Source organism: Streptomyces sp. NPDC030021 (assembly GCF_055574035.1).
The window spans coordinates 133,377-157,101 of record NZ_JBVIAH010000014.1; the positions used below are offsets into that span (position 1 = coordinate 133,377).

The following is a 23,725-nucleotide window of genomic DNA, read 5'->3' on the forward strand; positions in this document are numbered from 1 at the left end:
AGTCGGTGACTATCTTGTACCGCATGACAAAGAAGCCGGCCGCGACCGCAGACCAACGGCGCAGTCAGCTCCTGCGCGGAGTGCTCGACCTCTGTCTGCTGTCCCTCATCGCCGAACGGCCCCGCTACGGCTTCGAGTTCGCCGAAGCCCTCGCCGAAGGCGGGCTCGACCTCGTCAGTGACGGCAGCATCTATCCGCTGCTCGCGCGGATGGAGCGGGCGGGGCTCATCTCCTCGTACCGTGCCCCGTCCCCCAGCGGCGGCGCCCCGCGCAAGTACTACCGACCGACCGAGGCCGGGCGCGCCGAGCTGACCGGGGGGCGGGCCGACTGGCAGGCCTTCGCCGGCCCCGTCGGCCGGATCCTGAGCGCCGGTACGCAACCCACGGGGGAAGACGCACCATGACGAACGAGCAGATACTCGCCGCCTGCCGCAGCAACTGGGAGTACCGCGGCGTCGGCGAAGCGGCCATGCGGGAGATGCTGGACGAGCTCTCCGCACACCTGGAGGACGCGGAGGCCGCCGGGCGCACCGCGCAGGACGTCGTCGGCCCGGACGTACGGGCCTTCGCCGCGGCCTGGGCGCGCGAGCGTGCCCCGTTCGCCCGGCGGGCCCTGCGCACGATGGCCATGGCCTGCTTCGTCCTCGGCTGCCTGCCGGTCTTCTCGCACCTGATCCGGTGGACCGCCCAACTGCCCGTGACCGCCGACTACCTCGCCTTCTGGGCGGCCATCGGCTCGATCACGGTCGCCTGGGAGCTGCGGCGGGGCAGCATGCCCATGCACCAGCACTGGCTGCTCTCCTTCGCGGTCGGTCTGCCCGTGATGATCCTCACCAAGTGGCTGACCGGGGACGGGGTGCTGTTCACGCTCCCGCTGTGGGTCGCGCCGGTCCTGCTGCTGCCCGCGGTGCCGTACATACTCGCCGACTCGCGGGCCCGCCGGAACGCCAAGAATGGCGCAACTCGGCCTCGCTGAAGATTACTTGACGGTACGTCTGGTCCGCGCGCCGCAGGGTTGGCACGATCTGGTGATCACACGCCCTGCCTGCGACGCAAGGAGAGTGCCACCACGATGACGAACGCAAGGGTCCTGATATCCGGAGCCGGAATTGCCGGTACCGCGCTGGCCTACTGGCTCCGCGCGCACGGTTTCCGGCCGACCGTGGTCGAGCGGGCCCCCGCGATCCGCGACGGCGGCTACAAGGTCGACATCCGGGGAGCGGCCCTGGACGTGGTGACCCGCATGGGGCTGCGGGAGGAGATCCGCAAGCTGCGTACGGACGTACGGGGCGGCTCGATCGTCAACGCCGCCGGCAAGCGCGTGGCGAGCATGGACGGGGACACCTTCGGCGGCCGGCAGGACGAGGACGCCGAGATCCTGCGCGGCGACCTGAACCGGCTGCTCCACGAGTCGGCCGAGGGGGAGGTCGAGTACCTCTTCGGCGACGCCGTCGCCGCCGTCGACAACGGCGAGGCGCACGCGACGGTGACCTTCGAGAGCGGGCGCGTGGAGGACTACGACCTCGTCGTCGGCGCGGACGGGCTGCACTCCGCCACCCGCGCGCTGGTGTTCGGCGACGAGGAGCGATTCGTCCACGACCTCGGCCACTACGTCTGCGTCTTCAGCGTGCCCAACCACCTCGGGCTCGACCGGTGGGAGCTCACCTACGTGGGCCCCGGCCGCACCGCGCTCACCTACAGCACGGCCCGGGACGACGGTGCCAAGGCCATGTTCCTCTTCGCCTCCGGGCCGCTGGAGTACGACCGGCGCGACCGGGCCCGGCAGCAGCGGCTGCTCGCCGAGGCCTACGCCGCCGAGGGCTGGGAGGTGCCCCGGCTGCTCGACGGCATGGACGGAGCCGCGGACTTCTACTTCGACTCGCTCAGCCAGGTCCGGATGGACCGCTGGTCGGCCGGCCGGGTGGTGCTGCTCGGCGACGCCGCCTACTGCGCCTCGCCCGCATCGGGGCAGGGCACCAGCCTCGCGCTGGTCGGCGCGTACGTCCTGGCCGGCGAGCTGGCGGCGGCCGGCGGCCGGTACTCCGCCGCGCTGGCCGCGTACGAGCGGGAGATGCGGCCGTTCGTCGAGCGGAACCAGAAGCTCGGGCCCGCCAACATCAAGCGGATGGTGCTGCGCAGCGCCGGGCAGGTACGGATGTCCATGGCGGTGCTGTCGCTGCTGGGCCGCCTCCCGGGCAGGGACCGGCTCATGGCCAAGGCCGTCGAGCCGATCCACCGGGCCGCCACCGCCATCACGCTCAAGCGGTACTGACGCCGGTCACAGGCCGCGGACCGCGGCGACCGTGAACGTGGTGGGGGTGCCCGAGCCCGGGGACATGGGGCCGCCCTTGTCGAACTGGGAGCGGACCACCAGCGTGCGGCCCGGGGTGTGCGCGAGGGTCGTGGGGATCTGCAGGGACGGGTCCGTGATCGTGCGGGTCAGGCGGGCGCGGGTGCCGTCCGCGCGGACCTGCCAGCGGGTCAGCGTGTTGGTGGCGTTGTGCGCCACGCGCAGGGTGCCGTCGGGGGAGAGGTCGAGGCCGTCGGCGGCCTTCAGGTCGCCGCCGCCGAGGTCGACGCGACGGACGGCGCCGGTGCGCAGGTCGACGCGGTAGAGGTCGCCCTCCGGCATGTCGACGGTGAGGAGGTAACGGCCCGCCCGGTCGGCGACGATGCCGTTGAGGCTGAAGCCGCCCGCCGGCCGGGGGCGCAGGGCCGGGGAGAGGTCGTAGGCCTCGGTCAGGGCGCCGCTCCCGGCGGCCAGCTGCTCCGGGGTCACGCGGTAGATCACGCCGCGGACGCTGTCCGTGAGGTACGCGGTGCCGTCCGGGGTGAGGGCCAGGTCATTGACGAAGTGGGCAGGGGCTCCGGCTCCCCCGGCGACCTCGAAGTGGGCCAGGCGGGACCCGCTGGTGGTGTCGTAGACCGCCACGCCCGCGGTGGAGTCGGTGACCCACAGGCGGCCGAGGGCGTCGACGCGCAGGCCGTTCGCCGTGCGGCGGCCGTCGGTGCCGGAAGGCAGGAACACCTCGGCCTCGGGCCGGCCGGGACGGGCCCGGTAGACGGTGCCGTCCGCGTACGAGCCGACGTAGACGGTGTGGGTGCGGGGGTCGGTGGCGATGCCCTCCGGGTAGACCTTCCCGCCGGGCAGGACGAAGGCCGTGGATATCCGGGCGTCGCCCGCCGGGGTGTGCGCCTGCGCCGGGGCCGCTCCCAGGGTGAGGGTCATGGCCATGGCCATGGCTGCGGTCACGGCGGGGGTGAGGGCGGAAGCCAGGGGGGCGGGCAGGAATGAGGTCGTCTTCATGGGTGTCCTCTACTGAACGGGTGAAGACGAAGGTATGTGAGAGCTCTAATGTCTGCAAGGGTGGCCGTAGGATGCGGGTATGACCTCCATGGCCCCCGAGGAGCGCATCGGGTCCCATCTCAAGCGTGCTGAGCAGGCGCTTCTCGCGGCGAAGAGCGCGGCGTGCAAGCCGGCCGCGGTGACGGTTCCGCAGTACGCCGTGCTGCTCTGGCTGGCCGAGAAGCCCGGCATCTCCGCGGCCGGGCTCGCCCGCCTGTGCGGGGTGACGCCGCCGACCATGAACACGGTGCTGAAGAACCTCCAGGAGCGCGGGTTCGTCGAGCGGACCCCGCACGAGCTGCACGGCAACGTGCTGGAGACCCGGCTCACGGACGAGGGGCGCACGGCGATGGAGCTGGCGGACTCCGGCGCGGTGCGGGTGGAGCGGGCGCTCGCCGCCGCATTCACCCGCGAGGAACGGGAGTTGCTGATCCAGCTGCTCGGGCGGTGCGCGGCGGCCCTCGACGCCCAGCGCTGAGACGGCCGGCCGGCCGAGATCCCTGGCATGATTTTGCTCTGTTTTGGAACTGTGCGGGGGTTTCGCACATCAGAACTAGGGGATGCCCAGCCGTTCTGCCCTCGGGGGCAGTCATGACCGTTCGGAGCGAAGTTCGTGCACCAGTACCCGCAGCGCCCGCGGCCTGATGAGCAGCCGTCGTACCAGGAGTACCCGCCCCAGGAGCAGTACCAGGGGCACCAGGACTTCCCCGGGTACCCGGGCCCGCCGCCGCAGCAGCACCAGCCGTACGGCGAGCAGCCCGCCCCCGCCCGGACCCCGGAGCCGAAGCGCTCCCGGCGCCGAATATGGATCAGCGCGACGGTCGCCCTCGCGCTCCTGCTCGGCGGCGGCGGTTTCGCCGCCTGGAAGCTCGACTGGTTCTCCGGCAACGGCGAGGACGTGAACTTCGGGAAGAACACCCCGCCCCCGGCCACGGGCAAGCCGGACCCCAGCGCCCCGGCGGCCGCCGCCACACCCTCCGGCGACCCGGACGTGGCTCTGCCGGCCGGCCCCAAGTCCGGCTTCAAGCAGACCACCAAGCTCGACGACGGCACGATCATCGCCAAGACCCGCCTCGCCGGCGCGAAGTCCGGGTTCACGGGTGACGTATGGGTGTGGGCGCCCAAGGAGTACGACGACCCCAAGTACGCCAAGAGCGGCTTCCCGGTCCTCATCGCGCTCCCCGGCGGCAACGGCTACCCGGACAACTACTGGGCCGACCGCAGCCTCGGCCTCCAGAAGGCCGTCAGCGACGGCGCCAAGGCCGGTACCAGCCTGCCGTTCGTCGTGATCATGCCGGTGCTCAACCCGGACGCCAAGTACTACTACGACGGCTCCGACATCCCCGGCCAGGCCAAGATGGGCACGTGGATCGCCGAGGACATCCCGGACTTCGTCAAGGCCAACTTCCGTACGTACAAGTCCCGTGACGGCTGGGCCTTCATGGGCTCCTCCTCCGGAGCCTTCGTCGGCATGAAGACCGTCCTGCAGTACCCGGACCGGTTCAAGGCCGTGATCGCCAGCGGCGGCGAGATCGTCCCGGACTCCCCGCTCTGGAAGGGCCACCAGGCCGAGATGGACGCGAACAACCCGGAGAAGCTCGCCCAGAAGCTGATCGACGCCAAGGGCCCCGAGGTCTACATCAACTTCCAGATCGGCACCAAGGAGAGCGGGAAGGAGCGGATGACGAAGTTCCAGCAGCAGTTCGGCAAGGGACCGATCAAGATGACCATCCGCGACATTCAGAACGGTGAGCACAACGGCTGGCACTACGTCCGGGGCATGAAGGAAGGCTCCCTGGAGTGGGTCAGCAAGGTCCTGAAGGGGCCCAAGCCCGAAGCCGGCTGACCGGGCCGGCCGCGCGTCCCGGCCGGCCGCGTGGTGCTCGCCACGTCACCCCCGTCCCAGGCAACCCATCCCGTCGTTCATACCTCTGTAAAGGGTGTAAGGGGGACCGATCGGTCCGACCCGCGCTCCTGGTGGGCGCCGGAGAAGGAACGGGACAAAAACCGTGCAGCAAGACCAGCAAGGCGACGGCAGCCCTGTGACCGAGGGCGGCCGTCGCCCCCATCGCCTGCGCCTGATCCTGATCAGCAGCGGGCTCGCGCTCACCCTCGCCGGGGGCGGAACGGCAGCGTACAAGTACGGCCTCTTCTCGGACATAGGGGATCCTGTCTCCTTCGGCCAGACCCAGGAGAAGGCCGGCGCGGCCGCCGAGCTGCCGCCCGCGGTGCCGCCCGAGGTGCAGATGCCGACCGGGCCGAAGGCCTCGTTCGTCCGTACCTCCCGGCTGCCGGACGGCACCCAGATCGGCCGCACCACCCTCACCGGCAAGAAGTCCGGCTTCACGGGTGACGTGTGGGTGTGGGTGCCCAAGGAGTACGACGACCCGAGGTACGCCAAGAGCGGCTTCCCGGTCCTGATCTCCCTGCCCGGCGGCCGCGGCTACCCCACCAACTACTGGGGTACGGGTCCCGGCCTCGGCCTCCAGAAGGCCGTGAGCGACGGGGCCAAGGCCGGCACCAGCCTGCCCTTCATCCTGATCATGCCGGTGCACAACGCCGACACCAAACACCACTTCGACGCCTCGGACATCCCCGGCCAGCCCAAGATGGGCACCTGGATGGTCGAAGACATCCCGGATTTCACGAAGGCCAATTTCCGCACCTTCACCTCCCGCGACGGCTGGGCCTTCATGGGCTCCTCCGCGGGCGGATTCGGCGCCTTCAAGCACGTCCTCAAGCACCCCGACCAGTTCAAGGCGGCCATCGCGAGCGGCGTCGACATCGTCCCCGACTCCCCGCTGTGGCAGGGGAACACGCAGGCCATGGACGCCGACAACCCGGAAAAGCTCGCCGCGAAGCTGATCGCGGCGGGCGGTCCGGACGTCTACATCAACTTCCAGATCGGTACCGCGGAGAGCGGCCGCGACAAGGCCGAGAAGTTCATGAACGACTTCGGGAAGGGCCCCGTGCACACCTCGCTGCAGGTGATCCAGGATGGTGAGCACAACGGAAAGTCGTACGTGCGCGGCATGAGGGAGGGCTCCCTGGAGTGGATCAGCAAGGTGATGAAGGGACCGACACCCGATCCCGGCGTGCGATGAGCACGGTGGTGAAGGGGGCCTCGGCGGCCGCCGCGGCGGGGATCGCGGCGGTGTTCGCCGTCGCGTTCCTCGAAGTGCCCGGCGAGCTTCCGGTGCTCCCCTTCCCCACCGTCGGCGTACTCATGGCGGGCGGCGAGCACTGGTGCACGGCGAGCGTCGTCGACAGTCCCGAGGGCAACGTCGTCGCCACCGCCGCGCACTGCGTGGCCCCCGCGGGCGAGGACGGGCAGCCGGGCGAGGTGGCCCACGACGGGCTGGCCATCGGCGAGCTCTCCTTCGCCCCGGCCTTCTCCGGCGAGGGCGCCGGCACCCAGCCGCTGGGGGTGTGGAAGGTCAGGTCGATCCACGTGGACGACCGCTGGACGAAATGGGGCGAGGACACCGCCGACTTCGCCTTCCTCACCATCGAGCCGGACGAGGACGGGCGCAGCATCCAGGACGCGGTCGGCGGCGGCGCCGAGGCCCCGAAGCCCGAGTGGACCTCGGGGTACGAGCGGGACGTGACCGTCGTCGGCTACCCGGAGTCCGAGCACAACCCGCAGAACAAGCCCGTCTCCTGCACCACCCAGACCCGCCACGACGAGGACGACCCCGACATGCTCTACATGAGCTGCGCCGGGTTCTGGACGGGGACCAGCGGAAGCCCCTGGATCGCGGACCGGGGCGGGCCGGACCGGGCCGGGCACCTGATCGGGGTGCTCAGCGGCGGGGACACGGACGTGGACTCCACGGCCGCGCTCTTCGACGAGCACGCGAAAGCCCTGTACGAGCGGGCCGCGCGGGGCTGAGTGCGCCCGCGCCGCCACCGCTGCTACGTCCTTCGCTCGGTACTGACGATCACGCCCACCGCCGCCACGACGATCGCCCCGCCGACCAGGATCGGCCAGGTCAGGGCCTCGTCGAGGATCAGCGTGCCGAGCGCCACGGCCACGACCGGATTGACGTACGCGTACGTGGACACCAGCGACAGCGGCGCGGCCTGGAGCAGCCACACGTACGCCGTGAAACCGACGAGCGAGCCGACCACCGTCAGATAGCCGAGGGCCAGCCAGGAGGCGGTGGAGAACGCCGCGGGGTCCAGGCCGCGGTGCTCGCCGCGCAGCAGGCCCACGACCACGGCGGCGACCCCGCCCGCGAACATCTGGTAGGCGCTGCCGGTGAAGGGGTTGGCCGGCAGCTTCAGCCGCGGCGCCGAGAACGAGCCCAGCGACCACAGCACCGAGGCCACCACGACCAGCAGCACCCCCGACAGCCGCACCTCGCCGCTGAGCCCCGGGCCGGTCAGCACCGCGAGCCCGGCGAGACCCAACAGCACCCCGGCCAGGGTGCGCAGCGGGGGCCGGTCCCCGGTGCTCGTCCGGAGCACCACCACCCACATCGGCACCGCCGCCACCAGCAGCGCGGCGAGGCCCGACGGCACCGAGGTCTCGGCGAGGACCACCAGGCCGTTCCCGCCGAGGATCAGGAGCAGCCCGACCAGGGCCGCCGAGCCGAGCTGCGCGCGGGTGGCCCGCAGTGCGGCCGGACCGTACCGCCAGGCGACGACGGCGGACAGCAGCAGGCCGGCGGTGATGAACCGGGCTCCGGCGGAGAGGAAGGGCGGCATGGTCTCGACGACGATCCGGATGCCGAGGTAGGTCGAGCCCCAGACGACGTAGACGACGGCGAGGGCGGCCCAGACCGCGCCCGGGATCCTGCCGCGGGCGGTGGTGGCCGGCCCGGAGGCCTTGCCGTCGACCGGCGTTGAGGTGCTCATGCTCGGATCCTAAGGTGGTTGGCCCATGCACGCTTCCGGATGTCTCAACCCTTGAGCAGGTCGTTCAGCTCGCCGTAGGGGAGGGAGTGCGCGAGCGCCCCGTAGGTGCCCTGCGAGATCAGCTCTTCGGCGGCGCGCCGGACCACGGCGTACGCGGCTTCGGCGACCCAGGAGCCGAGGCTGACGCGGGAGACGCCGAGGGCGCCGAAGGCGGCCACGGCCGGGGCGTCCGGGCCGAGCAGGATGTTGAGGGGCGCGTCGATGCCCTTGGCGAGCTCGGCGACGGTGGCCGGGTCGAGGACACCGGGCACGAAGACGCCGGTGGCTCCGGCCCGCAGGTACGCGGCGGCGCGGGCGAGGGTGTCGTCCAGGCGGGTGGCGTCCTCGCCGAAGCCCCGGAGGTAGGTGTCGATGCGGGCGTTGATGTAGAGCGGGACCCCGGCGGCGTCGGCCGCGGCGCGGGCCGCGGCCAGGCGCTCGATCTGCTCGGCGGGGTCGCGGTGGCCGTCCTCGATGTTGATGCCGACCGCGCCGGCGTCGAGGACCCCGGTCACGGTCTCGCCCACGGCGGCCGGGTCGGCGCCGAAGCCGCCCTCGATGTCGGCGGTGACGGGCACGGCGGGGACGGCGGCGACCACGCGGGCGACCAGGTCGAGGGCGCGGTCCCGGGCGAGCGCGTCGCCGTCGGGGGAGCCGAGGGACCAGGCGACGCCGGCGCTGGTGGTGGCGACGGCGGGGGCGCCGGCGGCCGCGACGATGCGGGCGCTTGCCACGTCCCAGGCGTTGGCGAGGGCGAGCGGTGCGGCGGGGGTGTGCAGGGCCGCGAACGCGGCGGCCTTGGCGGCGAGATCAACATGGGTGGTCATGGGGTCAGTTCACCAGACCGGGTGCGTTCGGTCTCGCGGAATTCCGACATGGACGTGGGACGGGGCGCGGGTGCGGCGCCGCCCGCCTCCGCCCGCCTTCGCCTGCCCCCGCCCACGTCCGCCCACGTCCGCCCACGTCCGCCCACGTCCGCCCGTCGTCTATCCGCCCGCGCCGCACAGGGGGATCACGGCGGTGCGGCCCTGCAGGGGATCCCCGGGCGCCGACGGGCCCACCGCGGCCCAGCAGGCCGCCGCCGTCGGCTCCACGGAGAGGCCGCGGCGGGCCAGGTCCCGCTGGGCCTCCTGCAGCCGGTCGTCCGGGACGGTCAGGACGGTGCCGCCGGACTTGCGGACCGCCGCCAGGATCTGGCGGGCGCGGGGCGGTGCCGGGATCGCGATCCCCTCGGCCAGGGTCGGCCGCTGTTCCACCGGGGCGGCTTCCTCGGCGCCCGCCGCGAAGGCCTGCGCCAGCGGGGACACCGCCTCCGCCTGGACCGCGATCAGCGTCGGCGGCCTGACCCCGCGCCGGGCCAGTTCCTCCACGGCCAGGGCGGCCCCGAGCAGCAGGGTGCCGTTGCCCACGGGAACCACCAGGGTCTCCGGGAGCCGGCCGCCCAGCTCCTCCCACACCTCGTACACGTACGTCTTGGTCCCGTGCAGGAAGTACGGGTTGAACACGTGACTCGCGTAGAAGACCCCGGGCGCGTCCGCCGCGGCCCGGGCTGCCTCCGAGGCGGCCTCGCGGCCACCGGGGACCACCCGGACGTCCGCGCCGTGCGACCGCATCCGGGCCGTCTTCTTCTCCAACGTGCCCTCGGGTACGAAGATTTCGCAGGCCAGTCCGGCCCGCGCGCAGTACGCGGCCACCGCCGTCCCGGCGTTGCCGCTGCTGTCCGCCACGACCCGCTGCGGCGCGAGCCGCCGGGCGAGCTCCACGAGCATCACCGCGCCCCGGTCCTTGAAGGACCGCGTGGGCATCAGGAAGTCGAGCTTGGCGTGGATCCGCTCCGCCAGCGGGACCAGCGGGGTGTGCCCCTCGGCCAGCGATACGGAGAACGCCCCGGGCAGCGGCAGCACGGACCCGTACCGCCACAGCGAGTTCGGTCCCGCGGCCGGTTCCAGTGCCGCGGCCGGGTCCGGCGTGAAATCGAGGTCCCAGGGTCCGCCGCAGACCGGGCACGCCCAGGGCGCGGTCCGGACGTCCGCGCGGGTGCCGTCCTCGGAACAGATGTAGCCGGGGAGTGCGTGCGTCATGTGTGGAACACCTCTGCTCGGTCATGGCCGGTGTACGGCACGGATGTTACGCGTCGGTGATCGTTACCGGGGTCGGCGTCACGCACCACGGCGCAGGAGCCGCGGGCGCCGGCCGGGCCGGGCGCGACCGTGGGGGCGACCGGCCGGCCGGGGGCCCCGGCTGCGTACTATTTCGCGCATTCGTTCGCGCCTTCCGCGGCGCGCCCCGCGATGCCGCCCTGCGATGGAGTCCGCCCCCGTGAGCACCCCGCCGAGTCCTCCTCCCGGACCGGGCCACTCCTGGCCCCCGCCGCCCCCGCAGCAGGGATGGGGATGGGGTCCGCCACCCGGTCACGGCCAGCAGCCGCCGGCGCTCAACGGCTTCGCACTCGCCTCGCTGCTGTCCGGGCTGCTGTGCCTCCCGCCGCTCGGCATAGCCTTCGGCATCGCGGCCCTCGTGCAGATCGCGAAGCGGGGGGACCGGGGCAAGGCCCTGGCGATCGTGGGCCTGGTGGTGTCCGTGGTGATGACCGGCGCGCTGGTGTTCACCGCCGAGCGGGTCCTGGGCGCCGCCGACGACCGGTTCGAGTCGCTGAGCGAGTTCTCCGACGTCGAGGGCGAGCTCACGGACCTCGACGACCTCCGGGCGGGCGACTGCTTCAACGTTCCCGGCGGGGACCTGATCGACGAGCGGCCCGTGACGTACCGGATCGACTGCGCGCAGGTGCACCACGGTGAGGTCACCGCGTCCAAGGTGCTGGAGGCGCCGGACGTTCCCGGGCCGGGCGAGGCCGGCCGCGCGTCCGAGGACGCCTGCTGGAAGGCCCAGGACGAGTACGCGATGGACACGTGGGCGCTGCCCGAGTACGCGGAGATGTTCTACTACGCGCCCTCGCGCCGGTCCTGGAGCGAGGGGGACCGGACGCTGCTCTGCGTGATCGGTACCACCGACGAGGAGTGGCGGGGCAGCCTGCGCAAGGACGCCGGAATGCTGAAGCCCGAGCAGTCGGCCTTCCTGCGGGCCGCCAACACCGTCGAGTTCGTCATGAGCCGGCCTCCCGAGGACGACGTGGAGGACGCGCTGCCCGCGTACCAGGCATGGGCGCGCGAGGTGCACGCGGTGCTGGGCGCCGAGGCGAAGCTCCTCCAGGGGGAGGCGGCCCGGGCGGGGCTGGAGAAGGCCGCTCCGGCGCAGCTGGGGGAGATCGAGGCGGCGCGTGCGCAGTGGCAGCGCGCCTCGCAGGCCAGGACGCCGGAGGAGTTCGACAAGCAGTGGGACCGGGCGCTGGCCGCGATGTCCATGGAGACGGAGCAGGCGCTGCGCGGTGCGTACGGGCTTTCGACGGTGATTCCGCAGTGGCTGCGGGACAGCCAGGAGGACCTGGAGGACCGGGACGACGGGACCGGCGGGGGGCCGTCGGCCGAATCGGCGTGACGTCCTTGAGGTAACGCAGGGTAACGGGTTTGAGTGACCTGGCTTCATCACTTCGAGTGAAACTCTGGCCCTTGCTTGCAGTCTTCAACCGCCGGTTGCCAGGGTGTAGCTGTCTGTCAACCTGATGGGAGTGGCCAGTGACTTTCGGTGAGCAGCCGGCCTATCTGCGCGTGGCCGGGGACCTGCGACGGAAGATCGTCGACGGTTCTCTGCCCCCGCACGCCCGGCTCCCCTCTCAGGCACGCATCCGCGAGGAGTACGGGGTCTCCGACACCGTGGCCCTGGAGGCGCGCAAGGTCCTCATGGCGGAGGGACTGGTCGAGGGCCGGTCCGGATCCGGCACGTACGTACGGGAACAGCCGGTCCCGCGGCGGGTCGCCCGCGCCGGCTATCGCACGGGCGGCGCCTCGACGCCGTTCCGGCAGGAGCAGGCGGATGCCGCCGCGCGCGGCACGTGGGAGTCGAGCAGTGAGCAGACGGGCGCGCCCGCGGAGATCGCGAAGCGGCTCGGCATCGATCCGGGCGAGCGTGTGATGCGGACGCGGTACGTCTTCCGCGACGGGGGGGAGGCGATGATGCTGTCGACCTCCTGGGAACCGCTGGCCGTGACCGGCCGGACCCCGGTGATGCTGCCGGAGGAAGGGCCGCTGGGCGGCTCCGGAGTGGTCGACCGGATGGCCGCGATCGACGTCGTCGTGGACAACGTGGTCGAGGAGGTCGGCGCACGGCCCGGTCTGGCGGAGGAGATCATGCTCCTCGGCGGGGTGCCGGGGCACGTGGTGCTGGTGATCGGCCGCACCTACTACGCCTCCGGCCGTGCCGTGGAGACGGCCGACGTGGTGGTCCCGGCGGACCGCTACCGCCTGGCGTACCACCTCCCGGTGAGGTGACCGCTCCCGCCGCAGTGTGAACCCCCCGGCGCCGCCCGGGGGTTCGCGCGCGCCCGGCGCGACGCCCGCGACCCGGCGGGTTTCGGCGCGATGGCGGACGCCTGCGCCGTCCCGGCCCCGGGCGTCCCCGGACCGTTCGGTCCGCATGCCGGGACCCGCTCCCTGCGCACTGCGGCCGGGACCGCGCTGGACGCCCCGCCGCTTCCTCCGCGCCACCTGCGCGGATGCCCGCCGCACGGCGCCGCCGCGGCCCCGCCCCGGCCTCCGGTGCGCCCCGTTCGGACCGGCGCGCACGGCCCACTCGTACGCGTGGCCGGATGCGTACGCCTGTGAGGTACCTCTTCGTGAAAAACCGTATCCGCTCCGTAAAGGTCGGGCGTAAGCTCGGGCATATGCGCAATGCGGTTTCCCGGACAGATACGTCGGCGGAGGGTGAAACGCAATGAACGACAGCGGTGCGCTGCTTCCGTGGCTGGTCATACGCGAGGACGACAACGGCAACCGCTACCGGGTGGGCCGGTACGCCACCCGGGCCGAGGCCCAGAAGGTCGCCGACAGCCTCGAGGACCGAGGACACAAGCAGCTCTACTGGGTCGAGCGGATCGGTCAGACCGCCACGATGAACTGAGCGTCGCAGCGCCCTGCGACGCTGACATAGGCTCCGCCCATGACGGTACGCGTGGTCGTGGGCGGAGCCCTTTGTCATGAGGGGCGCCTGCTGGCCGCCCGCCGCAGCGCACCGCCCGAGCTCGCCGGACGCTGGGAGCTGCCGGGCGGGAAGGCCGAACCGGGTGAGTCCGTCCCCGACGCGCTGGTGCGCGAACTGCGCGAGGAGCTCGGCGTGGAGGCCGAGCCGCTGGAGCGGATCCCGGGGGAGTGGCCGCTGCGGCCCGGGCTCGTCCTGCACGTGTGGACCGCCAGGCTGCTCTCCGGAGTGCCCGCCCCGCTGGAGGACCACGACGAGCTGCGCTGGCTCGGGCCGGAGGAGCTGGAGTCGGTGGACTGGCTGGACCAGGACCGCCCCGCGGTCGCCGAGGCGGGGCGCCGGCTGCGCCAGGACGGTGGCGGGGGCGCGTGACGCTCGCGGTCTAGGCCGTCTGCGCCACAGTGCGCCGGTGGGCGGGGATCGAGTGGTACGACGCCCCGAATATCGGGTATGTCGCTATTAATCCCTATCTCGTCCCCCTTTCGTCCCCGACGAACCGGACTGGGGTCGCTGCTGGCCCGGGAAGTGATCGGCGTGATCGACACAGACGGTGAGTGTGCCGAGTGGGCCTTCCCCGCCGAGCCCGGCGCCGTCCGCACCGCCCGCCACGCCGTCCGCGGCACCTTGCACGACTGGGGCCTGGAGGCCGTCGGCGATGTGACCGTCCTGCTGGTCAGCGAGCTCGTCACCAATTCCCTGCGGTACGCCTCCGGCCCCATCGGAGTCCGCCTGGAACGGCGCAATCCAGCCGTCGGGGGCCCCGCGGGCGGCCCCGCGCTCCTCGTGGAGGTTTCCGATCCGCTTCCGGATCCGCCCCGCGAACGGGTCGCGAACCACGACGACGAGGGGGGCCGTGGCCTGCACCTGGTCGCCATCTCCTCGCAGCGCTGGGGGACCCGGCACGGGAAATCGGGCAAGACAGTGTGGTTCGAATTGGCTATTCCTGGTGAGTAACAAGGTGAACGGTGGCGTGTGACCTTTCGGGAACGCCTCCCGGCGGCAGCCAGGGGGAGGGGCTCGGAGGAGATCGCGCGACATGGCTCGAAATCATCGAGACCGTGCTGTGATCGTGAACGCCGTGCCGTCCGGGGCCGTGGTGCTGAATACTTCGGTCATGGCCGGTCCGGTTGCGGTGAGCTGGAGGGGACGGTCGCGTGAGCGAGATACCTGCGCAGGCACATCAGACCGACGTGCCGCGAGAGACATGGCACGACGCCCTGTGGCACAGCAGTCCGCCTGGCTCGATATATGACTACATAAAGGTCGCTTCCTTCTCGATCGGGCCCGACGGGTTCATCGACCAATGGAGCCTGCGTGCCGAGGAACTCTTCGGCCTGAGCGCCTCCCAGGCCGTGGGACGCGACCCGGTCGACGCCTTCATGCCGCCCGAGCTGCGTCCCGACGCGCACCGCAAGGTCGCCGAGATCCTCGACGGCAAGGAATGGACGGGCCTGATCCCCTTCCGGATCCCGGGCGGGAACGGCGCGCACGGTGTGGCCGAGATCTATGTGATGCCCACCCAGACCGAGACCGCCGAACGGGCCGCGCTGTGTGTCGTCGTCGACGTACGCGCGCTGCGCCGGATCGAATCCGACCTCGCGGCCTCACAAGCGATATTCGGCCAATCTCCCTTCGGCTTCCTGCTCTTCGGCACGGACCTCACCGTGCAGCGGGCCAACCGCCGGTTCGCCACCGTCTTCGGGGGCGCCGCCGAGGAGCACCGCGGCAAGACCGTGCACGACTACCTGCCGGCGCACGAGGCCGACCGCATGACCGAAGCCCTGCGCCGGGTGCTGGACACCGGGGACTCGGTCACCGATCTGCGGATCACCGGCGCCACCCCCCGCAGCCGGGAGAACCGCCACTGGTCCATCAACCTCTACCGCGTCCACGGCGGCAGCGGGCGCCCCATCGGCGTCGCCGGGATCGGCACCGACGTCACCCGCCGCCACCTCGCCGCCCGCGAGGCCGCCGGGGTCCGGCGCAACCTGGCCCTCCTCAACGAGGCCGGGCACCGCATCGGGAACTCCCTCGACCTGGAGACCACCGCCCGCGAACTCCTCGACGTCACCGTCCCCGGCTTCTGCGACCTGGCTGCCGTCGACCTCTACCAGGGCCTGCTGCTCGGCGACGACGACCGGCCCGCCCGGCCGCAGGGCCCGGGCGTGCCCAGCCTGCCCGGCCAGGGCCCGGCGCGGACGCCCTCGGCCGCCCTGCGCCGGGTGGCCTTCGCCTCCGCCGTCTCGGACGCCCCGCTGTCGGGTCCCGGCGCACTGGTCTCCGTCGGCGACATCCACCGCTACCCGGCCGCGTCGCCGGGCGCGCTGGCCCTGCGTACGGCGCGGCCGCGGCTGATCGAGGGCGGCGGACCGGAGGACCTCGTACAGTCCACGCTGGTCGTGCCGATGGTCGCCCACGACACGGTCGTCGGGCTCGCGCAGTTCTCCCGGACCAAGGGCAGCGAACCCTTCGGCGAACGGGACCGCGCGGTCGCCGTGGAACTGGCCGCACGGGCCGCCGTGTGCATCGACAACGCCCGTCTCTACCGGCGCGAGCACGAGCGGGCGCTGATCCTGCAGCGCAGCCTGCTGCCCCCCGGCGACCCGGAGGCGGCCGGCCTCGACATCGCCTGCCGGTACCTCCCCGGCAACGCGGCCACCGAGGTCGGCGGCGACTGGTTCGACGTCATCGAGCTCCCCGGGCACCGCACCGCGCTGGTCGTCGGCGACGTCATGGGCCGCGGCCTGCGGGCCGCCGTGGCCATGGGAGAGCTGCGGACCGCCGTACGGACCCTCGCGCTGCTGGACCTCGAACCGGCGGAGGTACTGACCGCGCTCGACGAGATCGCCCGCGGCCTCGGCGCCCCCGGCGGCTCCCAGCAGGCCTCCCGGGCGGCCCTGCACTCGCGGGACGCCGACCGCTCCGAGGTCTACCTGGCCACCTGCGTGTACGCGGTCTACGACCCGGTGACGCGGCGCTGCACGATCGCCAACGCGGGCCACATGCCGCCCGTGCTGGTCGAACCCCCGGACGAGGCCGGCGTCCCGCGGCCCGCACTGCTGCTGGAGGTGCCGCCCGGGATGCCGCTGGGCGTGGGCGGCGAACCCTTCGAGGAGGTCGAGGTCGACCTGCCGGAGGGCGCACTGCTGGCCCTCTACACGGACGGGCTCGTGGAATCCCGCGACCATCCCCTGGAGGAGGGGCTGCGCGGACTGCGCGCGGCCCTCGCGGATCCGGTCCGGCCGCTGGAGGACGTCTGCGACCACGTGCTGAACACCCTCGACACCCGACACGGCGAGGACGACATCGCCCTGCTCATGGCACGGGTGCAGGGCCTGCCGCTGGACGCGGTCGGCGACTGGCAACTGCCGCGCGAGGCCCGCTCGGTGGGCCGGGCCCGCGAGCTGGCCCGGGCCAAGCTCCCGGCCTGGGGCCTGGAGGGCCTGCTGGACACGACCGAACTGCTGGTCAGCGAACTGGTCACCAACGCCCTGCGCTACGGGGAGGGCGAGATCCGGCTGCGCCTGCTGCTGGACCGCACGCTGGTCTGCGAGGTCTGGGACGCGAACCTGGTCCAGCCCCGGCGGCGCCGCGCCCGCGACACCGACGAGGGCGGCCGCGGCCTCCAGCTGGTCGGCCTGCTGTCGGCGGGCTGGGGCACGCGCCGCACCCACCGGGGCAAGACGGTCTGGTTCGAACTCCCGCTGCCCGGCGCGGCATCGGAGGCCGTCACCGAACTGTCGGCGGAGCAGCTGCTGAGCATGTACGGATAGGACGGCGCGGGCCGCGCGGCCCGAGCGGGCCGCGCTTGCCGTCCGGGAAAACCGCTGGCGGCAGGGGGAGTCGTAGGGAATCGTGCCCGGGGATGACCGACGACACCCCGGCGTACGCGCCGCCCGGCTCCCTCCAGGGGCTCCTCCAGCGCGGCCGCGGCCTCGGCCACCTCCGCGCCCTTGACGATCCCGCCGCCGCGGCTCCGCACGTGTACGACTGCATCCGCCGCGAATGGCGCTGGGACAGCCAGTGCGACCACCGCGCCCTTTACCACGCCCGGTTGGTCCGGGACCTCGGCCTGCCCATCGGCCCGCTCATCGACCAGATGGCCGGTGACGAGGAGGCCCTCTGGCGTGCCGCCTCCGTGCTGGAACTGCTCGCGCTCGCGGATACCCCCTAGGCTGCGCGGCCTTGCTTGAGCGCGGCCAGGCGGGCCTCGATCTCCGAGGTCTTGCCGAGGTCGTCCAGGGCTTCGAACTGGGCGTCCAGGGAGGACGCGGCCAGCTCCTGCTTGCCGAGCGCCATCGCCTCCTCCCGGCGCACCTTCTCCTCGAAGCGGTGCAGGTCGCTCGTCGGGTCCAGCACGTCGATGTTCTTCACCGCGTCCATCATCGTGTTCTGCGCCTGTGCGGTCTTCGCCCGGGCGACCAGCTCGTCGCGCTTCGCCTGGAGCTCCGTCAGCTTGTTCCGCATCGACTCCAGGCCCGACTTGAGCTTGTCGACGACCTCCGTCTGGGCGGCGATGGTCGGCTCCGCGACCGCCGCCTCCTTCTCGGACCGGATCTGCCGGCCCAGCGCCACCTTCGCGAGGTTGTCGAACCTGTCGGCGTCCGCGGCCGATCCCGCCGCCCGCAGTTCGTCCGCCTTCCGGCTCGCCGCCAGGGCCTTGCCGCCCCACTCGGCGGCCGTCTCCACGTCCTCCTTGTGGTCCGCCTCCAGCATCCGCAGATTGCCGATCGTCGTCGCGACCGCCTGTTCCGCCTCCGAGATGTTGTTCGTGTAGTCGCGGATCAGCTGGTCCAGCATCTTCTGCGGATCCTCCGCCTGGTCCAGCAGCGCATTGATGTTGGCCTTGGCGAGCTGGGTGACGCGGCCGAGGACGGTCTGCTTGCTCATCGTGGTCTCTCCTGGTCAGGGCCGATGTGTGTGCCGTTCAGAAGCGGCCGCCGCCGCCCATGCGGCCGCGGGTTCCGCCGCCGCCGAAGGAGCCGGGACCGCTGCCGCCCCCGCCGCCCCCGAAACCGCCGCCCCCGCCGCCGAAGCCACCGAAACCGCCCCCGCCGCCCCGCAGGATCTCGCCGAGGATGATCCCGCCCAGGACGGCGCCGCCCTGGCCGCCGGACCGCCGGCCCGCGTACGGGTCCTGGTACGCCCGTACGTCCTGCTCCGCCAGCTGCTGTGCCTGCCGCGCCAGCGCGTCCGCCTGCTGGGCCTCCGCCAGCGCCCCCGCCGGGTCGGCAGCCGCCAGGGACACCGCCCGTTCCAGGTGCCGGCCCGCCTCCGCCAGCCGGGTGCGGGCCTGGCTGCCCACCGCGCCCCGGGTGGTGGTGACGTAGTCCGTCGCCGCGCCGATCGCGCTGCGCGCCGCCAGCATGGCCTGGTCGAGCAGGGCCACCGCCCGCTGCCGCCCCGACTCCCGTTCCCGCGCCCCGGCCAGCGCCTCGTCGAGGGCCGCGTCGGCCTCCTCGATGCGGCGCAGGGCGTCGATCGGGTCGTACCGGCCGGCCGCCTCCTCCCGCCGTACGTCGGCCAGTACGGCCTCCGCCCGGCCGATCCGCCCGCGCAGGTCCGCCGTCGAGGTGCCCTCCGCCGTGCCGGTGAGCAGCCCGCGGGCGTCCGCGAGGTCGGTGTCCGTCTCGGTCAGCGCGCCCGGCAGCTTCCCGGCCGCCTCCGCCAGTTCCTGCGCCCGCCGCTCGACCGCGTCCACCAGGGTCGCCGCCTGGTCCACCGCGCCCTCGGCGGCCCGTACGTGCACGGCCGCCGTGCCGTTCCCGCCCGCGTCGAGGGCCGCGTGCGCCAGGCCCAGACTGGTCGCCGCGAACAGCAGCCGGTCCTTGGCCTGTTCGGCGTTGGAGGCGACGGGCGCGGACGCCGAGTCCGCGTACCGCCCGGCCAGCGCGGTCAGCGTCGCCTCGGCGGTGGCCGCGCGCCCGGTCAGGTCCAGGTAGCCCTGCTCCACCGAGGCCAGGGCCTGCGGGGCGTTCTTCTCCAGGTCCCGCAGCCGGTCGAAGTCCTCCGACTCGGCGTCCAGCCGCCCGTTCGCCTCGGTGCACCGGGCGACGATCTCGTCCAGCATCCGGCGCCGGGTCGCGTCGTCCTCCGGGTAGGCGTCGTCGAGCTGCTGGCGCAGCCGGAAGGCGTGCGTGAGCTCGTCCTTGGCGTACGCCACGGCCGCGACGAAGGGGCGGGCCGCCTCCTCGCCGAACTGGGCGGAGGCGAAACCGAGTTCCTCGGTGCTGGTGCGGACCGCGTCGTCGGTCTCCACCAGCAAGGTCGTGGCCCTGGCGTCCAGCTCCGGCAGCGGGAGCCGGTCCGGCGCCCCTTCGGGCCAGCCCGGCCCGGTCGTCGTACCGCGCCCGCCCCCGGCGGCGTCCTTGCGCTTGCGGCGGGTGTACGCGTAGGCCGCCAGCGCCCCGGCCGCGCCGACGGCGACCACCGGGAGCACGAAGTCCCCGGCCCCGTTCTCGCCGCTCGCCTTGCCGCCGGGATCCGCCGGGCCGGGGGTGATGGTGGGCACGGGGACCGGCTGACCGCCGAGGACGGCGTTGTATCCGTTGGCCGCACCGATGGCGGCGCCCGCCCAGTCGTTCTGCTTCAGGGCGGGCTCGATGGCGGTCTGCGCGACGGTGGCCAGCTGCCGCTCGGTGAAACCGGAGTCGACATCGGCCGAATAGGCGTACTGGCGGGCCCCGGTCGCCACGGCCAGCAGGACGTCGTTCTGGCCGAGGCCGTTGCGCTGCGCGGTGGCGTCGGCCCAGCTCTGGGCGGAGCGCCCGGAGAAGTCCCGCACGTAGGCGACGAAGAGCTGGATCTTGCGGTCGGCGTACAGCTTGTCGAGCGCGGCGGTGACGGCGCCCTTCCGGTCGCCCAGGGCCCCCACCTGGTCGGTGATCTGCCCCTGCTGGGACAGGGTGACGGGATCCTCGGCCCACGCGGGCGCCGCCCCGGCCGCGCCCCAGCCGCCGACCGCCAGCAGCGCGGCGCAGAGGGCGAGCCCGGCCCGTACGAAGATCCTGCTTCGCGGCCTGCTTCTCGGCGGAGTCACATTTGGGAGATTATGGGCGCGTTTCCGGCTCCGCACCCGGAGTGATCACCAGTGACCCACCCCGGCTCCGTCGTTGGCAGGCCATGAAGAAGATCATGTCCGCCGCCGCGCTCACCGTGGCCGCCCTCGGCCTCGCCGCGCCGCCTTACGCTGACGACTGCTCCGACGGAAACGTCATCGACCACGCCCAGAACTGAGGTCCGGGCCGCCCGCCCGGGGCTCACGGCAGGGCGATCGCCGTGAGCTCGGGCAGCGGGAGGACGACACTGCCCCCGTGCACGACCGCGTCGCGGCGGCCGATGCCGGGGTGCTCCCAGCGCCAGCGCGGTTTGCCGGTCGCGAGGTCCAGGGCGGTCAGGAACGGGGTCCCGGACTGCCGGCGGAGCAGCCCGGTGCTGCCGGTCGCCGACTTCACGTAGAGCAGTCCCGCACGGATGCCGAGCAGTTCGAGCACGCAGTCGCGGGCATCGCTCCGCGCCGTGACCCGCCTGCGCCACAGCTCCCGGCCGGAGTCCGCGTCGATGGCGAACACCGCGTCCCCCTGGGTCTGCGGACCTGTCCCGGCCGCGTACACCACCCCCGCCTCGACCAGCACGCCGGACGCCGGGACGCCCAGTTCGAAGGACCACAGCGGCAGGCCCTTGCCCTGGTGCAGCGCGCGCAGCGAGGTACCGTCCACGACGTGGACCGGGCCGACGGACACGGCCGGCGCCCCGGCCGCCGCCCCCGGCCACAGCGGGGCGCCGCTCGGCAGGTGCAGGCCCGTCAGCCGGTCCTGGTCGGCGAGGACCAGGCAGTTCTCTCCGACCGTCATCGTCAGCCCGCGGGTGAAGGGCCCCGGGTGGCGCCAGACTTCCTCCCCGCTGAGCTCGCTGAGGGCCGTCACCGCCTCCCGGCCCCCGTAGAGCACCAGGTTCCCGGCCATCGCGAACCGTGCGGGGTCCGGCGCGTTCACGGCGGTCTCTCCGGGCAGGTCACGCCACCACCGCACCCTGCCGTTCATCGGCTCCCGGGCCAGCAGCCGTACTCCGGGCCCGTCCCGCAGCTGCACCGCGACGCAGACCGTGGCACCCGAGGGGTCCGCCGCCAGCGCCACCGTCCGCGGCCCGGCCGGCGGGGGCGCCGGCACGCCCGCGTCGGCGGCCGCCGTCCACAGAGTCGCCCCGTTGTCGGCGCGTACGGAGCCCACGTACTCACCCGCCAGCCAGGCCACGTTGGGCCCGGCCGGGCGGACGGACCCCGGCGTGGCCGAGGTGAACCACCGGGGCACTCCGGACAGCGCCTGCAGCCGGTCCGGACGGAGCGGGACGTCGGCGCCCGCGGCGCGCACCGGGCGCCGGTCCGGCGGGGTGCCGGGATCCGCGGCCACCTCCGGGAGCCAGGGGGCCGGCCCTCCCGCCACGCACAGCCGGGCGATCCCGGCCAGCGCGAGCGCCCGCTCGGGCCCCTGGCGGTGCGCGGCCCGCGCCTCGGCGGCCTGTTCCCGGGCGCTCGCCGGGTCCAGGGCCGCCGGGGGGCCCTGCGCGAGCAGGCGGCGGGCATCGGCCAGGGCGCCCAGCACCACGTCGGTCTCCGGGTCGCCGACGGGTTCGGCGTCCGTCCGCAGCATGTTCTCCGCCTGGCTGCGCAGCCGCTCGGCCTGGACGAGCTGCCCCCGCTCGGCGAACCCGGCGGCCGCCTCCCGCAGCGCGGCGGCCCGTTCCCGTGCGGCACGGGAGAAGGTCCGCTCCGCACGGTCGAGGACCTCGGCGGCGCCCTTCACGTCCCCGGCGGCGGCGTGGGTGTGGGCGAGCCGGGCCAGGATCAGGGCGCGCCTTCCGGGCTGCCGGATGCCCTCGGCGAGGCGCAGCGCGCCGGGCAGGTCCGGGTCGGCGACCCCTCCGAAGACGTCCGCCTCGGTGGCCGCGCGGAGCTCGGCGTCGCGGATCTCCTCCAGGTATCTCTCGGCGAGCCCGGGGTCGGTGCGGGCGACGGCGACGGCGGCGCGGGCCCAGACGCGGTTCCCCGAGGACGGGTCCCCCAACTGGTGCAGGGCCATGTGGACACCGCGCTCGGGGGCGACCCCCGCCAGTTCCTCGGCCACCCTGCGCAGCGGGGTCTCGCGGTTCGATCCGAACACGGTGAAGAGGGCCTGTTCGGCCTCGGTGAGCAGCCGCTCGGTGCGGGCGGGGGCCCGGGCGGCGATGTACCGGGCCAGTATGGTCAGCATCCCGGCGATCCGGGCCCCGTCGCCGCCGCCCTCGGTCCAGGCACAGGCCTCGGCGTCCGCCAGCAGCCGGCCCGCCAGGCCGGAGTCGAAGCACGCCGCGGCGTTGGCGGCGACGGCCAGGGCCATCACGCGAAGCTCCCTGCCGCGGGGCGCGGCGCGCACCGCTTCCTCCGCCTCGCGCAGCAGTTCCCGTACGAACTCCCAGGCGGGCTCCGGCACGTCCGGGGCTGCGGCGTCCGGGGCCGAGGTGGCCGGGTCGATCACGGTGGGCACGTACGCGGGGGTGGCGCCGCCCGCTCCGATCAGCCCCCGCAGGTCCTTGGCGACCGCCTCCGCCGACTCCGGCCGGTCCGCCGGGGCCTTCGCCAGCAGCGCCAGGACCAGCCGGTTCAGTTCGGGGGAGACGCCCAGCGGGCGCGGGGCGTCCTCGATGTGCCTGCGCATCAGGACGTACATCTGCTCGGCCGCCCCGAACGGCGGCTCCCCGCTCAGCAGGGCGTACAGCACGCACCCCAGCGCGTACAGATCGCACCGGGCGTCCACGTGCTCGCCCCGCCACTGCTCGGGGGCCATGTACGCCGGGGTGCCGAACATCCGGCCGGTGACCGTCCAGCCCGCCGTCGCGTCCGAGGAGTGCGCTATGCCGAAGTCGCAGATCTTGACCCGGCCGCCGGGCAGCAGGAAGAGGTTGGCCGGTTTCAGGTCCCGGTGCACCACCGCCTGTTCGTGCGCGGCGGCCAGGGCCTCCGCCGTCTGGGCGGCCATCCCGAGCGCGGCGGCGACCGACAGCCCGCCGCGCTCGCGGGCCAGTACCGACCCCAGGTCCTCGCCCGCGAGCAGCTCCATCACGATGAAGAGCCGCCCCTCCTGCTGCCCCACGTCGTGCACCACCGTGATCCCGGGGTGCTGGAGCCGCGCCCCGATGGTGGCCTCGCGCCGGAAGCGGGTGACGACCTCGTCGCTCGTCGCCGCCTCCAGCAGTACCTTGACCGCCACGGACCGGTCCAGCGTCAGGTCGTGCCCGCGCCACACCTGGCCCATGCCGCCGTGCCCGAGCTGCCGGTCCAGCCGGTACCGGCCGGCCAGCACGTCCCCCATCCGCACCGCGAAGCCCCCTGACGCCACGTCAACCGACGTTCTT

21 protein-coding genes are annotated in these 23,725 nt (G+C 73.4%); 14 read left to right on the forward strand and 7 right to left on the reverse strand.

All coding sequences use genetic code 11. From position 1 onward, the window contains the following. The first annotated feature begins 23 nt into the window (after positions 1-23). The 3 genes from ACZ4YL_RS26405 to ACZ4YL_RS26415 all read left to right on the forward strand — a co-directional run bounded on the left by ACZ4YL_RS26405 (position 24) and on the right by ACZ4YL_RS26415 (position 2,272). Positions 24-404: a PadR family transcriptional regulator gene (locus ACZ4YL_RS26405; RefSeq protein WP_373040886.1), complete on the forward strand. Its 381-nt coding sequence runs from the start codon at positions 24-26 to the stop codon at positions 402-404. Continuing rightward, on the forward strand, positions 401-976 hold the full coding sequence (locus ACZ4YL_RS26410) for a hypothetical protein (protein ID WP_468119842.1): 576 nt from the start codon (positions 401-403) through the stop codon (positions 974-976). Before ACZ4YL_RS26405 ends, ACZ4YL_RS26410 begins: the two co-directional genes overlap by 4 nt. Positions 977-1,072: 96 nt before the next feature. Next, positions 1,073-2,272 (forward strand): FAD-dependent monooxygenase, encoded by a 1,200-nt coding sequence (locus ACZ4YL_RS26415; protein ID WP_468119844.1) that lies wholly within the window; start codon positions 1,073-1,075, stop codon positions 2,270-2,272. 6 nt (positions 2,273-2,278) lie between these two features. Here ACZ4YL_RS26415 and ACZ4YL_RS26420 read toward each other — a convergent pair whose 3' ends face one another. After that, positions 2,279-3,307 carry an SMP-30/gluconolactonase/LRE family protein gene (locus ACZ4YL_RS26420; RefSeq protein WP_468119846.1) on the reverse strand — a complete coding sequence of 343 codons (1,029 nt, stop codon included), beginning with the start codon at positions 3,305-3,307 and terminating at the stop codon, positions 2,279-2,281. Between the two features lie 79 nt (positions 3,308-3,386). Here ACZ4YL_RS26420 and ACZ4YL_RS26425 point away from each other — a divergent pair, with 79 nt between their 5' ends. The 4 genes from ACZ4YL_RS26425 (at position 3,387) to ACZ4YL_RS26440 (ending at position 7,238) form a co-directional block, all read left to right on the forward strand. Next, on the forward strand, positions 3,387-3,824 hold the full coding sequence (locus ACZ4YL_RS26425; protein WP_468119848.1) for a MarR family winged helix-turn-helix transcriptional regulator: 438 nt from the start codon (positions 3,387-3,389) through the stop codon (positions 3,822-3,824). A 135-nt stretch (positions 3,825-3,959) separates the two neighbouring features. Further along, the gene (locus tag ACZ4YL_RS26430; protein WP_468119850.1) at positions 3,960-5,192 is read left to right on the forward strand and encodes an alpha/beta hydrolase; all 1,233 of its coding nucleotides are present in this window, start codon (positions 3,960-3,962) and stop codon (positions 5,190-5,192) included. A gap of 163 nt (positions 5,193-5,355) precedes the next feature. Beyond that, complete coding sequence (locus ACZ4YL_RS26435) at positions 5,356-6,450, forward strand: alpha/beta hydrolase (protein WP_468119852.1); 1,095 nt, start codon at positions 5,356-5,358, stop codon at positions 6,448-6,450. Beyond that, complete coding sequence (locus tag ACZ4YL_RS26440) at positions 6,447-7,238, forward strand: trypsin-like serine peptidase (protein ID WP_468119854.1); 792 nt, start codon at positions 6,447-6,449, stop codon at positions 7,236-7,238. Before ACZ4YL_RS26435 ends, ACZ4YL_RS26440 begins: the two co-directional genes overlap by 4 nt. Before the next feature lie 23 nt (positions 7,239-7,261). On the opposite strand, the gene ACZ4YL_RS26445 is transcribed toward ACZ4YL_RS26440, so the two are convergent. The 3 genes from ACZ4YL_RS26445 to ACZ4YL_RS26455 all read right to left on the reverse strand — a co-directional run bounded on the left by ACZ4YL_RS26445 (position 7,262) and on the right by ACZ4YL_RS26455 (position 10,326). Beyond that, positions 7,262-8,206, reverse strand: a complete 945-nt coding sequence (locus ACZ4YL_RS26445) for an EamA family transporter (RefSeq protein WP_468119856.1) — start codon at positions 8,204-8,206, stop codon at positions 7,262-7,264. A gap of 44 nt (positions 8,207-8,250) precedes the next feature. Next, on the reverse strand, positions 8,251-9,072 hold the full coding sequence (locus tag ACZ4YL_RS26450; RefSeq protein WP_468119858.1) for an isocitrate lyase/phosphoenolpyruvate mutase family protein: 822 nt from the start codon (positions 9,070-9,072) through the stop codon (positions 8,251-8,253). A 159-nt stretch (positions 9,073-9,231) separates the two neighbouring features. Beyond that, positions 9,232-10,326 carry a pyridoxal-phosphate dependent enzyme gene (locus ACZ4YL_RS26455; RefSeq protein ID WP_468119860.1) on the reverse strand — a complete coding sequence of 365 codons (1,095 nt, stop codon included), beginning with the start codon at positions 10,324-10,326 and terminating at the stop codon, positions 9,232-9,234. A 238-nt stretch (positions 10,327-10,564) separates the two neighbouring features. On the opposite strand from ACZ4YL_RS26455, the gene ACZ4YL_RS26460 reads away from it, so the two are divergent. The 7 genes from ACZ4YL_RS26460 (at position 10,565) to ACZ4YL_RS26490 (ending at position 17,510) form a co-directional block, all read left to right on the forward strand. Further along, on the forward strand, positions 10,565-11,740 hold the full coding sequence (locus ACZ4YL_RS26460) for a DUF4190 domain-containing protein (RefSeq protein WP_468119862.1): 1,176 nt from the start codon (positions 10,565-10,567) through the stop codon (positions 11,738-11,740). 137 nt (positions 11,741-11,877) lie between these two features. After that, on the forward strand, positions 11,878-12,630 hold the full coding sequence (locus ACZ4YL_RS26465; RefSeq protein ID WP_468119864.1) for a GntR family transcriptional regulator: 753 nt from the start codon (positions 11,878-11,880) through the stop codon (positions 12,628-12,630). 442 nt (positions 12,631-13,072) lie between these two features. Continuing rightward, positions 13,073-13,258 carry an SPOR domain-containing protein gene (locus ACZ4YL_RS26470; RefSeq protein ID WP_030012541.1) on the forward strand — a complete coding sequence of 62 codons (186 nt, stop codon included), beginning with the start codon at positions 13,073-13,075 and terminating at the stop codon, positions 13,256-13,258. 39 nt (positions 13,259-13,297) lie between these two features. Then, positions 13,298-13,708 carry a (deoxy)nucleoside triphosphate pyrophosphohydrolase gene (locus tag ACZ4YL_RS26475; protein ID WP_033218473.1) on the forward strand — a complete coding sequence of 137 codons (411 nt, stop codon included), beginning with the start codon at positions 13,298-13,300 and terminating at the stop codon, positions 13,706-13,708. Between the two features lie 153 nt (positions 13,709-13,861). Beyond that, complete coding sequence (locus tag ACZ4YL_RS26480) at positions 13,862-14,290, forward strand: ATP-binding protein (RefSeq protein ID WP_468119867.1); 429 nt, start codon at positions 13,862-13,864, stop codon at positions 14,288-14,290. Between the two features lie 200 nt (positions 14,291-14,490). After that, positions 14,491-17,109 (forward strand): SpoIIE family protein phosphatase, encoded by a 2,619-nt coding sequence (locus ACZ4YL_RS26485; protein WP_468119869.1) that lies wholly within the window; start codon positions 14,491-14,493, stop codon positions 17,107-17,109. 92 nt (positions 17,110-17,201) lie between these two features. Continuing rightward, complete coding sequence (locus ACZ4YL_RS26490) at positions 17,202-17,510, forward strand: hypothetical protein (RefSeq protein ID WP_468119871.1); 309 nt, start codon at positions 17,202-17,204, stop codon at positions 17,508-17,510. Here ACZ4YL_RS26490 and ACZ4YL_RS26495 read toward each other — a convergent pair. The 3 genes from ACZ4YL_RS26495 to ACZ4YL_RS26505 form a co-directional block, all read right to left on the reverse strand. Continuing rightward, the gene (locus tag ACZ4YL_RS26495; protein WP_468119873.1) at positions 17,507-18,226 is read right to left on the reverse strand and encodes a PspA/IM30 family protein; all 720 of its coding nucleotides are present in this window, start codon (positions 18,224-18,226) and stop codon (positions 17,507-17,509) included. The two genes, ACZ4YL_RS26490 and ACZ4YL_RS26495, sit on opposite strands and share 4 nt — an antisense overlap. 37 nt (positions 18,227-18,263) lie before the next feature. Continuing rightward, positions 18,264-20,375, reverse strand: a complete 2,112-nt coding sequence (locus tag ACZ4YL_RS26500) for a TPM domain-containing protein (protein WP_468119875.1) — start codon at positions 20,373-20,375, stop codon at positions 18,264-18,266. 220 nt (positions 20,376-20,595) lie between these two features. Further along, positions 20,596-23,709: a protein kinase domain-containing protein gene (locus tag ACZ4YL_RS26505; RefSeq protein WP_468119877.1), complete on the reverse strand. Its 3,114-nt coding sequence runs from the start codon at positions 23,707-23,709 to the stop codon at positions 20,596-20,598. Between the last annotated feature and the right edge of the window lie 16 nt (positions 23,710-23,725).

Bases quoted from the DNA above. Each gene is read 5' to 3' on its own strand.
- ACZ4YL_RS26415 (WP_468119844.1), top strand. From the start codon at position 1,073: ATGACGAACGCAAGGGTCCTGATATCCGGAGCCGGAATTGCCGGTACC.
- ACZ4YL_RS26470 (WP_030012541.1), top strand. From the start codon at position 13,073: ATGAACGACAGCGGTGCGCTGCTTCCGTGGCTGGTCATACGCGAGGAC.
- ACZ4YL_RS26475 (WP_033218473.1), top strand. From the start codon at position 13,298: ATGACGGTACGCGTGGTCGTGGGCGGAGCCCTTTGTCATGAGGGGCGC.
- ACZ4YL_RS26445 (WP_468119856.1), bottom strand. From the start codon at position 8,206: ATGAGCACCTCAACGCCGGTCGACGGCAAGGCCTCCGGGCCGGCCACC.
- ACZ4YL_RS26440 (WP_468119854.1), top strand. From the start codon at position 6,447: ATGAGCACGGTGGTGAAGGGGGCCTCGGCGGCCGCCGCGGCGGGGATC.
- ACZ4YL_RS26450 (WP_468119858.1), bottom strand. From the start codon at position 9,072: ATGACCACCCATGTTGATCTCGCCGCCAAGGCCGCCGCGTTCGCGGCC.
- ACZ4YL_RS26490 (WP_468119871.1), top strand. From the start codon at position 17,202: ATGACCGACGACACCCCGGCGTACGCGCCGCCCGGCTCCCTCCAGGGG.
- ACZ4YL_RS26420 (WP_468119846.1), bottom strand. From the start codon at position 3,307: ATGAAGACGACCTCATTCCTGCCCGCCCCCCTGGCTTCCGCCCTCACC.
- ACZ4YL_RS26425 (WP_468119848.1), top strand. From the start codon at position 3,387: ATGACCTCCATGGCCCCCGAGGAGCGCATCGGGTCCCATCTCAAGCGT.
- ACZ4YL_RS26405 (WP_373040886.1), top strand. From the start codon at position 24: ATGACAAAGAAGCCGGCCGCGACCGCAGACCAACGGCGCAGTCAGCTC.
- ACZ4YL_RS26410 (WP_468119842.1), top strand. From the start codon at position 401: ATGACGAACGAGCAGATACTCGCCGCCTGCCGCAGCAACTGGGAGTAC.
- ACZ4YL_RS26455 (WP_468119860.1), bottom strand. From the start codon at position 10,326: ATGACGCACGCACTCCCCGGCTACATCTGTTCCGAGGACGGCACCCGC.
- ACZ4YL_RS26495 (WP_468119873.1), bottom strand. From the start codon at position 18,226: ATGAGCAAGCAGACCGTCCTCGGCCGCGTCACCCAGCTCGCCAAGGCC.